The following is a 12,195-nucleotide window of genomic DNA, read 5'->3' on the forward strand; positions in this document are numbered from 1 at the left end:
CTCGCCCGCCCACCCGTACGGTCCGTGACCAGGGAGCGCCATGCCGTCGTACGAACAGCTCAGCGAACTCCTCGACCCCGCGACCACGGTCCTGCTCACCGTCGAGTGCCAGCAGGGCGTCGTCGGACCGGACAGTGCCCTGCCCGAACTCGCCAGGGAGGCGCGGTCGTCGGGGGCGCTCGCCCAGGTCGCCAGGTTGGTCGTCGCCGCGCACGAGACCGGTGTCCAGGTCGTTCACGCGATCGCCGAACGCCGCCCGGACGGACGGGGCGCGAACCGTAACGCCCGGCTGTTCCGGGCCGCCGAACGGCTCCCCGTCCAGCAGCTCGCGGGCACCAGCGCGGTGCGCGTCGCCCCGCCGATCGAGGTCGCCGACGAGGACTTCGTCGTACGGCGGCTGCACGGTCTGTCGCCGATCCAGGGCACCGACGTCGATGCCCTGCTGCGCAACCTGGGCTGCCGCACGCTGATCGTCACCGGGGTCTCGGCCAACGTCGCGATTCCCAACACCGTGTTCGACGCCGTGAACCGCGGATACACCGTCGTCGTGCCCGGGGACGCCATCGCGGGGGTGCCTTCCGACTACACCCCCGCGATGATCCGCAACACCCTCGCGCTGGTCGCCACGGTCGCGACCACCGACGAGGTGCTGGGCTGTCTCAAGCGGCCCCGCCGCACCGGGCGTGCGTGAGGCCGGGGGTCAGGCGAGCGTGATCGAGTCCCCGGACACGGTGATCGACTCGGCGGCCAGCGCCTCGGTCGCCGGGCCCTTCTTCACGCTGCCGTCCGCGACCGAGAACTCGCTGTTGTGGCACGGACAGGTGATGACGCCGTTGGTGATGCCCGTCACAGCGCAGCCCGCGTGCGTGCACTTCGACGAGAACGCCTTGTAGGTGCCCGCCGTCGGCTGCGTGACCACCACACCCTGTTCCTTGAAGATCTTGCCGCCGCCCTCGGGGATGTCCGAGGTCTTCGCGAGGGCGGTGCCGGCGGCGGCGCCCTGCTCGGTGGCGGAGTCCGACGTGTCGTCGTCCGAACCGCATGCGGTCAGCGCGACGGCGAGCCCCGCCGCGCCGGCCGCCGCCATGACCGTACGACGAGCCGGTCCCGATACGGGCTGAAGCGAGGCGCTGCTCATGCTGACGTTTCCTTCCGCAGGCGTTTCCTGATCCGTACGAAGATACGAACCCTGCGTGCGCGCCGTTCAGGCGGTACGGGCATCCGGCCGCGAACGCCCCAGTAACCTGGGGCGATGCTCAAGGAAGTCACCGCAACCCGCTACATCACGCCCCTGCGTGAGGGCGGTTCGCTGCCGGGGCTCGTCGAGGCCGACGATCTCGCGGCGTACGTCATGAAGTTCACCGGCGCGGGACAGGGCCGCAAGACGCTCGTCGCCGAGGTCGTCTGCGGTGAACTGGCCCGACGGCTGGGACTGCGGGTGCCGGGGCTGGTGACGGTCGCCCTGGACCCGGTGCTGGGCCTCGGCGAGTCCGACCAGGAGGTGCAGGGGCTGCTGCGGTCGAGCGGCGGCACCAACCTCGGCATGGACTTCCTGTCGGGGGCGATCGGCTTCGACCCCCTCGCCTTCGACGTGAGCGCCGAGGAGGCCGGGCGGGTGGTGTGGTTCGACGCGCTCGTCAACAACGTCGACCGGTCCTGGCGCAACCCCAACCTGCTGATGTGGCACGGTGAGTTGTGGCTCATCGATCATGGCGCCACCATGATCTGGCACCACAACTGGCCCGGCGCCCGGACCTCCGCCGCCAAGCCGTACGACGTCTCCGAGCACGCGCTCGCGCCGTTCGGCCCGGACATCGCCTCGGCCGCCGCCGAACTGGCGCCGCTGGTCACCGGGGAACTGCTCGCCGAGGTGACCGCCGAGATCCCCGACGCGTGGCTCGCGGACGAGCCCGGCTTCGACTCGCCGGACGCGCTCCGGCGGGCCTACGCGGAGCCGCTCCTCGCGCGCGCCGCCGTCATCCATGAGCGCATCAAGGGCGCTGAGGGAATCCAGGGCGTCGAGGGGGAGAAGTGAGCGAGCGGGACGTCTTCGAGTACGCGCTGCTGCGGGTCGTACCGCGGATCGAGCGCGGCGAGTGCTTCAACGCCGGTGTCCTGGTGTACTGCCGCGCCAAGTCCTTCGTCGCGGCGCGTACCCACCTGGACGAGGGCAAGCTGCGGGCGCTGGACCCCGAGGCCGACGTGGCCGGTGTGCGAGCCGCGCTGCGTGCCGTCGAAGGGGTCTGCGCGGGCGGGAAAGCCGCAGGCCAGGCCGCGTTGGACGATGCCGGGCGGCGCTTTCGCTGGCTGATCGCGCCGCGCTCGACGGTGGTCCAGCCGGGGCCCGTGCACACGGGCCTCACCGCCGATCCGGGAGCCGAGGCGGAGCGGCTGCTCGCCCTGCTGGTCAGGTAATGGCTCACACCGGTACCGCATGCCGTTGACACCGGGTGCCAGGACTTCTAGCGTCACGTGTACTGAAGGTACTAAGCGGTCGCTCACCTGAGGGCGTACCGTGGGCCGCAGGCTTTTCAAGGGCGAGGAGAACCAGCAATGTCCACCACTGAGCAGCGGGTCGCCGTGGTCACGGGCGGTGCGCGCGGCATCGGCGCCGCGACCGCCGTACGACTGGCGGCGGAGGGCCGCGCCGTCGCGGTGATCGACCTCGACGAGGCCGCCTGCAAGGACACCGTCGAGAAGATCACCGCCGCCGGTGGCAGGGCGATCGCCGTCGGCTGCGACGTCTCCGACGAGGCCCAGGTCGAGGCCGCTGTCACGCGCATCGCCGAGGAACTGGGTGGGCCCACGATCCTCGTCAACAACGCGGGCGTCCTGCGCGACAACCTGCTCTTCAAGATGAGCGTCTCCGACTGGGACACGGTCATGAACGTGCACCTGCGCGGCGCCTTCCTGATGTCGCGGGCCTGCCAGAAGTACATGGTGGACGCCAAGTTCGGCCGGATCGTCAACCTCTCCTCGTCCTCCGCCCAGGGCAACCGCGGCCAGGTGAACTACTCGTCCGCCAAGGCCGGTCTCCAGGGCTTCACCAAGACCCTCGCCCTCGAACTCGGCAAGTTCGGCGTCACCGCGAACGCCGTCGCCCCCGGCTTCATCGCCACCGACATGACCGCCGCCACCGCCGAGCGCGTCGGCATGGGCTTCGAGGACTTCAAGGCCGCCGCCGCGACCCAGATCCCCGTGCAGCGCGTGGGCAACCCGGACGACATCTCCAACGCGATCGCCTTCTTCACGGGCGAGGCCGCCGGATTCGTCTCCGGCCAGGTGCTGTACGTCGCCGGCGGACCGCTCGACTAGGACCGGGGAACAGGAACATGACGACAGTGGAACTCTCGGGCAAGGTCGCCCTCATCACCGGCGCCAGCCGGGGCATCGGCTACGGCATCGCCGAGGCGCTGCTCGCGCGCGGTGACCGGGTGTGCATCACCGGACGCAACGAGGACGCGCTCAAGGAAGCCGTCGAGACACTCGGCGCCGACCGGGTCATCGGCGTGGCGGGCAAGGCCCACGACGAGGCCCACCAGGCCGTCGCCGTCGAACGCACCCTGGAGGCGTTCGGGCGCGTCGACTTCCTGGTCAACAACGCCGGTACGAACCCGGTGTTCGGGCCGATCGCCGACCTCGACCTCAACGTGGCGCGCAAGGTCTTCGAGACCAACGTCGTCTCGGCGCTCGGCTTCGCCCAGAAGACCTGGCACGCCTGGCAGAAGGAGAACGGCGGCGCGATCGTCAACATCACGTCCGTCGCCGGCCTCTCGGCCTCGCCGTTCATCGGCGCCTACGGCGTCAGCAAGGCCGCGATGGACAACCTGACGCTGCAACTTGCGCACGAGTACGCGCCCCTGGTGCGGGTCAACTCGATCGCGCCGGCCGTCGTGAAGACGAAGTTCGCGCAGGCGCTCTACGAGGGCCGGGAAGCGGAGGCCGCAGCCGCCTATCCGCTCGGCCGGCTCGGCGTGCCCGCCGACATCGGGGGCGCCGCCGCTTTCCTGACCTCGGCCCAGGCCGACTGGATCACCGGCCAGACGCTCGTGGTCGACGGCGGCATCTTCCTCAAGGCCGGCAACAGCTGACGTACGGGGAACCCTGTGCGCGAGGCGGGGCGGGCGGCACCCGATGAGGGGGCGCCCGCCCCGCCTCGCGGCTTTCCCGAACCCTGTCCCGCGTCTCCCTATGTCGGCGAATTTGATGTCTACTCCGACATCCACCGGAAGATGAGCGGCGGAAAGTCTCCATGTCGACCGGCGCAAACCCATGCGCCCCAGGCTGACAGAAAAAGCTCCTGTGTCGACGTCCGAGGTCACACAGTCCGATGACGGTGCTGTCCGATACGTGCTGATCAACGGGCCTCCCGCGAAGCTGGACCGCCCGGTGGGGCACTGCGGTATGGTCTGCCGACCGTTGGCTTGGTATGGCAGATCGAGGAGCGTGCACGTGTTCAACCGGAACCGGGGCCTGCGGCAGCTGGCGACAGCCGCGTCCATATCCATGGTCGCCGGATGCGGAGTCTTCTCCTCCGACTCCTCCAACGACGGGAAGCCGATCGTGGTGGGGACGACCAGTGAACCCAGCACACTGGATCCGGCTGCCTCCTGGGACAACTCGTGGGAGCTCTTCCGCAACGTCCACCAGACCCTGCTCAACTTCGACACGGGCGAGTCCGAGCCCAAGCCCGACGCCGCCAAGAGCTGCGAGTTCACCGACAGTTCGAGCACGGTGTACAGCTGCGAGCTGCGCGAGGGCCTGAAGTTCTCGGACGGACACGAACTGGACGCGAAGGCCGTCAAGTACTCCATCGACCGGATCAGGACGATCAACGTCAACGGCGGCCCCGCCGGTCTGCTGACCAGCCTCGACCGGATCGAGGTGAAGGGCGACCGCGGAATCGTCTTCCACCTGAACCAGGCCGACGCGACCTTCCCCTTCGTGCTCTCCACGCCCGCCATGTCGATCGTGGACCCCGAGGAGTACCCCGCGAAGTCCCTCCGCCAGGACGGCAAGGTGAACGGCTCGGGGCCGTACACCCTGGAGTCCTACAAGGAGGGCGACAGGGCCGTACTCGTCAGGAACAGCAACTACAAGGGCATCGCGGACCTCCAGAACGACGCGGTCACCATCCGCTACTTCCAGAACTCGTCGGCGGTGGCGAACGCCCTCCGGGACAAGTCCATCGACGTCGTCTACCGCGGTCTCAGCGCCGCCGACGTCGTCGACATCGAGGACAACGAGAAGGAGGAGGGCCTCCAGCTCATCGAGAACGCCACCACCGAGATCAGTTACCTGGTGTTCAACCCCAAGGACCCGTGGTCCAACAAGCTGTCGGTCCGCAAGGCGATCGCCCAGGTCGTCGACCGTCAGGCGCTCGCCCACAACATCTACAAGGACACCGTCGAGCCGCTGTACTCCATGATCCCCAAGGGTCTGGTCGGCCACACCACGGGCTTCTTCGACAACTTCGGCAATCCCAGTTCCTCCAAGGCCAGGAAGATCCTCCTTGAGGACGGCATCACCGAGCGGGTCCCGCTCACCCTCTGGTACACGAGCGACCGCTACGGCTCCCAGACCAAGCCGGCCTTCGAGGAACTGAAGCGGCAGCTGGACTCCTCCGGCCTGTTCACCGTCACGCTCCAGAGCCGCCCCTGGAAGACGTACGTGGAGGGCTACCAGAAGGGCGAGTACCCGGTGTTCGGCCGCGGCTGGTTCCCCGACTTCCCCGACGCCGACAACTTCATCGCCCCCTTCGTGGGTGAGCAGAACGCGCTCGGTACGCCGTACACGTCGCCCCAGATCACCGGTGAGCTGCTGCCCGAGTCCCGCCGGGAGAGCGACCGCGGGGCCGTCGGCGAGGAGTTCAAGGAGGCTCAGCAGATCCTCCTGGACGACGCCCGGCTGCTGCCCCTGTGGCAGGGCAAGCAGCATGTGGCGGCGAACGAGGACATCGGCGGCACCGAGGTGTCCATCGACCCGGCGACCATGATGGTGATGTGGGAGCTGTACTGGAAGACCAGCTGGTAGCGGAGCCCGCGAACGGCGCTCCCGGCAGGCGCGCGGAAGGCGCCGGGAGCCCCGGGATCCGTTGTCGGTGACCCGTTGTCAGTGGGCGCCGGTAGGTTCTTCGGTGAGTGGAACACACCGCACATCGGAGGAAGTTCACGTGACCGACATCGCCATGCTGCCCGAGTCCTGGCGCGGCGTCCTGGGTGACGAGCTGCAGCAGCCCTACTTCAAGGAGCTGACCGAGTTCGTCGAGGAGGAGCGGGCGAAAGGTCCTGTCTATCCTCCGCGCGAAGAGGTGTTCGCCGCCCTTGAGGCCACGCCGTACGACAAGGTGAAGGTCCTGATCCTCGGCCAGGACCCCTACCACGGCGAGGGGCAGGGCCACGGCCTGTGCTTCTCGGTCCGCCCCGGGGTGAAGACCCCGCCCTCGCTCCGCAACATCTACAAGGAGATGAAGGAGGAGCTGGGTACGCCCGTCCCCGACAACGGCTATCTGATGCCGTGGGCCGAACAGGGTGTGCTGCTCCTCAACGCGGTGCTCACGGTCCGCTCCGGCGAGGCCAACTCGCACAAGGGCAAGGGCTGGGAGAGGTTCACGGACGCCGTGATCCGGTCGGTGGCCGACCGTCCCGACCCGGCGGTCTTCGTCCTGTGGGGCAACTACGCACAGAAGAAGCTCCCGCTGATCGACGAGGAGCGGCACGTGGTGGTCAAGGGGGCGCACCCGTCGCCGCTGTCGGCGAAGAAGTTCTTCGGCTCGCGCCCGTTCACACAGATCAACGAGGCGGTGGCCGCACAGGGGCACGAGCCGGTCGACTGGACGATTCCCGACCTGGGCTGAGCCTCGGCCCGCACTGATTCCCGGCCCGGGCCGACCAGGGAGCGGTGCGCCGCGTCACCGGGCCGTCCCGCGCCGGTCACAGGGCCGGTCCGGTGCCGTACCGGCTGGCCTGACCGGGATTGTCAGTGCCTGCGGTTAGCGTCGGGCGGGACAGCGGGCACAGCGGACGAGGGCGGAGGGCGCGGTGACGGAGCGTCAGGAACAGGTGGCACCGGATGCCATGATGACCCGGATCGGACAGGCCGTCATGTTGCATCACGGCGGTGACCGCGAGGAGGCGCGGGGGCGCTTCCTGGGGCTGTGGGCGGAGATCGGCGTGGCCGGCGACCCGCTGCACCGCTGCACGCTGGCGCACTACATGGCCGACACGCAGGACGACCCCTCGGACGAACTGGCGTGGGACCTGAGGGCGTTGTCGGCGGCACAGGAACTGTCGGACGAGCGGGTCGCGGAGGTCGTCCAGCACGAGGGGGCGCTCGCGGTGCGGGCCCTGTACCCCTCGCTGCACCTGAACCTCGCCGCCGACTACGTCAAGCTGGACCGTCCCGACGCCGCCCGCACCCACATCCGTCGCGCCCGGGACGCGGCCGACGCCCTGGGCGACGACAGCTACGGCGACGGGGTCAGGGCGGCCATCGGGCGACTGGAACTGCGGCTGGGGGAGGGGGACTCCTCCGGGGGACCGGGAGGGGATTCCTGGGGGCCACCGAGACAGCGGCCCTAGGGGGCCGGGGCCTGGGGGATCCTGGAAATTCCTGGAGGTCTTTGTGGGGGGCTCGTGCAGGTCGGCGCACGGTGGCCCTTGTCCCGCATCGGCCCGACGCAGGCTGATCTCCGCTGATCTCCTGAGGCCGCAGTCCGGACTGTGGACCGCGGCCTCTGTCGCTCAATGCCCGTACGCCTCCTTGCAGATGACCGTCTGGGGGCTGTCCTTCCCCCAGCCGCCGTACTTCCTGCCGAGGGCGCACACGTCCGTGTTCTCGTGAACCGGGCGGGACACCTCGGGTAGTTCGACGCGGGGCTGGGTGTGGCGGCGCTCCGGCTTCGGCGGGCGCTTCTTCGGCTTGGTCCGGCGGGGCGGAGGTGCCGGAGCGGCGGCCGGTGGGGCCGCGGGAGCCGCTCCGGCCGGGCGGTGCGGCTCACCGTCGGACTGCGGGGTCCGCGGGGCCTGGGCCGGCCCGCGGTCGGGGCCGATGAGCTCCAACGCCTCCCGGGCGGGCGCCTGCACGATCTGCGGTTCCGCCCGGCCTTCCGGACGGGGCGCCGACGGCTGGACCGGTGCCGGGAGCGGGCCGGGAGCGGTCGGGTGCTGGACCGTGACGCAGCCGGAGAGGGCCGTGACAGCCACGGTGACCAGAAGAGTTGCGGTGGTCGTCGTTCGATGCACCCGCGCAACTCTGCTGGTTCCGGCCGGTTTCGCAGCCGCGGACAAGCGGAGGATGCCCCACACGGGTGATCTCCGGCCCCTTACGGAGGGCGGGGGAGGGCCCCGGCTGACGATGTCGGCGCCCCGACGCGCGACCCTCCGCCGACGTGGCTCAGTCGCCGGTCGTTCCGTCGAGCCGTTCGCGGATCAGGTCGGCGTGGCCGTTGTGGCGGGCGTACTCCTCGATCATGTGCGTGTAGATCCAGCGCAGGTTGAACGGCTCGTCGCTGTGCCTGCTGCGGCCCTTGGAGAGGTCGTCGAGACCGAAGCCGGCGGCGTTGTGCCGGGCGATCCCGATCTCGGCCTGCCAGGTTCCGTACGCCTCGTCCCAGGTGTCCGCCTCGGTGAGATGGAACTCGCCGTCCCGGTCCTCCTCGGTGTAGTAGATCGGCCCCGGATCGTCGTCCACCAGTACTTTGCGGAACCAGTTCCGCTCCACTTCCGCCATGTGCCGCACGAGCCCCAGCAGGGAGAGCTCGGCCGGTTCCACCGAGGCGGTCCTGAGCTGGGCGTCGGTCAGCCCCTCGCACTTCCACGCCAGGGTCTGCCGGTGGTAGTCCAGCCATCCCTCCAGCATGGTGCGCTCGTCGGCGTTCTGGGCGGGTTCACTGCGCGGCCTCTGAGTCGTCATGGAGGCATGGTCGCTCACCGGGACCGCCCCCACCACGTGTTTTCCGCGGGCCCGGCCGGCCGCCGAGACCTTCGGCGGCCCTATGCTTCCGGCATGACCCCGGCAGGCAACCGCTGAAGGAGACCCCGTGAAGGTCGGCTGCATCGGACTCGGTGACATCGCGCAGAAGGCGTATCTGCCGGTACTGGGCGCGCGGCCCGGCGTCGAACTGCATCTGCACACGCGGACGCCCGCCACACTCGCCCGGGTCGCCGACGGCCTCCGCCTGCCGGCCGGGCAGCGTCACACCGGCCTCGACGAGCTGATCGACCAGGGTCTCGACGCGGCGTTCGTGCACGCGCCCACCGTCGTGCACCCGGAGATCGTGGCCAGGTTGCTGGAGGCGGGCGTACCGACGTATGTGGACAAGCCGCTGGCGTACGAACTCGCCGAGTCGGAGCGGCTGGTGGGGCTGGCGGAGGAGCGCGGGGTCTCGCTCGCCGTCGGGTTCAACCGGCGTTTCGCGCCCGGGTACACCCAGTGCGCCGACCACCCGCGCGAGCTGATCCTGATGCAGAAGAACCGCATCGGGCTGCCCGAGGAGCCTCGCGCGATGATCCTCGACGACTTCATCCATGTCGTGGACACACTCCGCTTCCTCGTGCCGGGCCCGGTCGAGGACGTGACGGTGCGCGCCCGCACGGTGGACGGGCTTCTGCACCACGTGGTGCTCCAGCTCGCCGGGGACGGTTTCACCGCGCTCGGGGTGATGAACCGGCTCAGCGGCTCCGCAGAGGAGATCCTCGAAGTGTCCGGGCAGGACACCAAGCGTCAGGTGATCAACCTCGCCGAGGTGATCGACCACAAGGGGCAGCCGACCGTACGGCGGCGCGGCGACTGGGTGCCGGTGGCGAGGCAGCGCGGCATCGAACAGGCGGTGCTCGCCTTCCTCGACGCGGTGCGCGCGGGCAAGGTGCTCAGCGCCCGGGACGCACTGGCGACCCATGAGCTGTGCGAGCGGGTGGTACGGGCGGTGGAGGAGCGGACCGGCGCCGCCTGAGCAGGCCCAGGCCCTCGACGGCACCCAGCACGACGATGACGAGCACGGCCGAGTGCACCGTCCAGTCGCCGAAGCGGACGTACGCCGTCACACCCCGGGCCAGCGGTACGTCGTACACCGCCGAGGTGCTCGCACCGGTGCCGAGCCAGGAGCCGACGCGCTCGCCGCTCGGGCCGTAGACGGCGGAGACGCCGGTCAGTGTGGCGTGGACCATGGGACGGCCGGTCTCGGCGGCTCGCAGGGCCGCGATCGAGGCGTGCTGCTCGGGGGCCCAGCTGTGCTGGAACGACGAGGTCGACGACTGGGCGATCAGTACCTGGGCGCCGTCCTGGGCGAGATGACGGCTCATGTCCGGGAACGCGGACTCGAAGCAGACCATGGGGCCGACGCGCAGTCCGTGCCCGACGTTCATCACCACCTGCTCGGTGCCGCGTTTGCGGTCCTCGCCTGCGGCCTTGCCGACCGAGGTGGCCCAGCCCAGCAGTGAACGCGCCGGAATGTACTCACCGAAGGGCACCAGCCGCATCTTGTCGTACCGGTCACCGGTGGGGCCGTCCGGGCCGACGAGCACCGAACTCTTGTAGATGCCGGGCCGGTCGGAGCGCCTGGCGTCGACGTTGACGAGGATGTCGGTCCCGGTCGTGCGCGAGAGGGCGGCAAGTCTCTTCGCCAGGTCGGGGCGGTCGGCGAGGTCGTAGCCGACACTGCTCTCGCCCCAGACGACCAGATCCACGTCCTGGCCGGCCAGCCGGCGGGTGAGCGACTCCTCCAGCGCGAACCGTTTCGTGGGGCTGTCGGCGCCGTCGACGACGCCCGGCTGCACGACGGCGATCCGCACCCGGCCGTCCGCCTCCGGACGCGGTGACCACACCCAGGCCGCGGAGGTCACGGCGGCGGTCGCGACGAGCCCGGCCACGGCCGGGACCCGGGACGCGCGCACCGCGACCAGGACGGTGACCGCGACGTTCACGGTCACCACCAGGAAGCTGAGCAGCCACACTCCGCCGACCGAGGCCAGCCGCAGCGCCGGCGCCACCTGCCACTGGCTGGATCCGATCATGCCCCAGGGCCCGCCCAGCCCCTGCCAGGAGCGCACCAACTCGACCATGAGCCACCCCGAGGGCAGCACGACGAGTCCGGCGGTGATCCGGCCGGCGGAGGGGCTGCCTCCCAGGAAGCGGCGTACGAGGACACCCCACGGCGCCCAGAGCGCGCCCAGCAGCGCGGCGATGACGACAGTGAACACATGCAGGCTCGGCAGCAGCCAGTGATGCACGGCCAGCATGAACCCGAGGCCACCGAACCAGCCGTCGTACGCCGCCCGTCTGCCGGTCGGCGCGGACCGGACGAGCAGGATCCAGGGCACGAGCGCGACGTACGCGAACCACCACAGGGCCGGTGCGGGGAAGGCGAACATCGGCAGGGCACCGGCCAGCGCGGCGACGACGGAACGCCGCCACGGGGAGGCGAGCCAGTGGCCGGGCAGTTTCATACGGCGCCTCCTACCAGTCGGTTTCCCAGGATCACCAGGTCGACTACCCAGTCGGTCAACCCTTACGTGGGTCCAGTGTGCGTGGTGGGGACGATCTCGGACCAGCAGGACTCCGGCCAGGCCCGGCGGATTCCTCGTACGGCGTACGGCGGCTGGTCCGCGGGCGGGGACCGGCGGTCAGTCGATGGCCTGTCTCGGGCGGTGGCCGGGCATGCGTCGCCACTTCTCCTGTACGACCACCTCGCGCAACCGCCAGCCGTCCTCCGTGCGGATCAGACCGAAGGTGTACCGGCCGCCGCACACGAAGTCGGGTTCGGTGGACCCGCCTTCACCGGCACCGTCCGCGAGGCGCATGGGGTTGACGTAGTCCGCCTGGACGAGGGCCGTGTCGCCGGTGTCCTGCTCCAGGAGACCGAAACCGACCCGGCGGTTGACGATCAGATGCTGCCGCATCGGAAACAGTTCCATGTTCTGCCTGAGCCACTCGGCGACCTGCCGGGCGTCCCCCTCGATGCCGCCCGCCGAGCGGTAGTCCGCCCGCCCGTCCGGCGCGAACAGTTCCAGGTACGCCTCCCAGTCGCCGTCGTCCACGGCCACCGCGTACGCGGTGACGAGTCCGTCGAGGGAGAGCCGGTCCAGCACGGTCGCGAGCTCCACACGCTGCGTCATCGGCTCAGTGTTGGGCACGGGAGGGGCACAGCCAAGGGAAGCGCGGATATTCGGTGGCCGACGGGCGTGTCCTACTCCCAGG

The 12,195-nt window shown here is 70.1% G+C and carries 14 protein-coding genes; 9 read left to right on the plus strand and 5 right to left on the minus strand.

Annotated features, from left to right (window positions below; genetic code table 11):
* The first annotated feature begins 40 nt into the window (after positions 1–40).
* Positions 41–691, plus strand: a complete 651-nt coding sequence (locus OG595_RS36600; RefSeq protein ID WP_329279680.1) for a cysteine hydrolase — start codon at positions 41–43, stop codon at positions 689–691.
* 9 nt (positions 692–700) lie between these two features.
* Here OG595_RS36600 and OG595_RS36605 read toward each other — a convergent pair whose 3' ends face one another.
* The gene (locus OG595_RS36605; protein ID WP_329279682.1) at positions 701–1,138 is read right to left on the minus strand and encodes a Rieske (2Fe-2S) protein; all 438 of its coding nucleotides are present in this window, start codon (positions 1,136–1,138) and stop codon (positions 701–703) included.
* Positions 1,139–1,252: 114 nt separating this feature from the next.
* Here OG595_RS36605 and OG595_RS36610 point away from each other — a divergent pair, with 114 nt between their 5' ends.
* The 7 genes from OG595_RS36610 (at position 1,253) to OG595_RS36640 (ending at position 7,580) form a co-directional block, all read left to right on the plus strand.
* Positions 1,253–2,035 (plus strand): HipA family kinase, encoded by a 783-nt coding sequence (locus OG595_RS36610; RefSeq protein ID WP_329279684.1) that lies wholly within the window; start codon positions 1,253–1,255, stop codon positions 2,033–2,035.
* Entirely contained in the window at positions 2,032–2,415 is a 384-nt protein-coding gene (locus tag OG595_RS36615) for a DUF3037 domain-containing protein (RefSeq protein WP_164319892.1), read from the plus strand. Before OG595_RS36610 ends, OG595_RS36615 begins: the two co-directional genes overlap by 4 nt.
* Positions 2,416–2,553: 138 nt before the next feature.
* Positions 2,554–3,315, plus strand: coding sequence for a 3-oxoacyl-ACP reductase FabG (gene fabG / locus OG595_RS36620; protein WP_329279687.1), 762 nt, complete (start codon positions 2,554–2,556; stop codon positions 3,313–3,315).
* Positions 3,316–3,332: 17 nt separating this feature from the next.
* On the plus strand, positions 3,333–4,091 hold the full coding sequence (locus OG595_RS36625) for an SDR family oxidoreductase (RefSeq protein ID WP_329279689.1): 759 nt from the start codon (positions 3,333–3,335) through the stop codon (positions 4,089–4,091).
* Positions 4,092–4,452: 361 nt separating this feature from the next.
* Positions 4,453–6,033, plus strand: coding sequence for an ABC transporter substrate-binding protein (locus OG595_RS36630; RefSeq protein ID WP_329279691.1), 1,581 nt, complete (start codon positions 4,453–4,455; stop codon positions 6,031–6,033).
* A gap of 139 nt (positions 6,034–6,172) precedes the next feature.
* Positions 6,173–6,856 (plus strand): uracil-DNA glycosylase, encoded by a 684-nt coding sequence (gene ung, locus OG595_RS36635; RefSeq protein ID WP_329279692.1) that lies wholly within the window; start codon positions 6,173–6,175, stop codon positions 6,854–6,856.
* 184 nt (positions 6,857–7,040) lie between these two features.
* Complete coding sequence (locus OG595_RS36640) at positions 7,041–7,580, plus strand: hypothetical protein (protein WP_329279694.1); 540 nt, start codon at positions 7,041–7,043, stop codon at positions 7,578–7,580.
* Positions 7,581–7,742: 162 nt separating this feature from the next.
* Here the strand turns inward: OG595_RS36640 and OG595_RS36645 are convergent, their stop codons facing one another.
* Positions 7,743–8,243 carry a hypothetical protein gene (locus OG595_RS36645; RefSeq protein WP_329279697.1) on the minus strand — a complete coding sequence of 167 codons (501 nt, stop codon included), beginning with the start codon at positions 8,241–8,243 and terminating at the stop codon, positions 7,743–7,745.
* Between the two features lie 151 nt (positions 8,244–8,394).
* Entirely contained in the window at positions 8,395–8,913 is a 519-nt protein-coding gene (locus OG595_RS36650; protein ID WP_329279699.1) for a DinB family protein, read from the minus strand.
* Positions 8,914–9,040: 127 nt separating this feature from the next.
* Here OG595_RS36650 and OG595_RS36655 point away from each other — a divergent pair, with 127 nt between their 5' ends.
* Entirely contained in the window at positions 9,041–9,952 is a 912-nt protein-coding gene (locus OG595_RS36655; RefSeq protein ID WP_329279701.1) for a Gfo/Idh/MocA family protein, read from the plus strand.
* Here OG595_RS36655 and lnt read toward each other — a convergent pair.
* Entirely contained in the window at positions 9,870–11,444 is a 1,575-nt protein-coding gene (gene lnt / locus OG595_RS36660) for an apolipoprotein N-acyltransferase (protein ID WP_329279703.1), read from the minus strand. The genes OG595_RS36655 and lnt overlap by 83 nt on opposite strands.
* A 177-nt stretch (positions 11,445–11,621) precedes the next feature.
* The gene (locus OG595_RS36665) at positions 11,622–12,113 is read right to left on the minus strand and encodes a nuclear transport factor 2 family protein (RefSeq protein WP_329279705.1); all 492 of its coding nucleotides are present in this window, start codon (positions 12,111–12,113) and stop codon (positions 11,622–11,624) included.
* Positions 12,114–12,195 lie beyond the last annotated feature (82 nt).

The organism is Streptomyces sp. NBC_01451 (genome assembly GCF_036227485.1).
Lineage (GTDB): Bacteria > Actinomycetota > Actinomycetes > Streptomycetales > Streptomycetaceae > Streptomyces.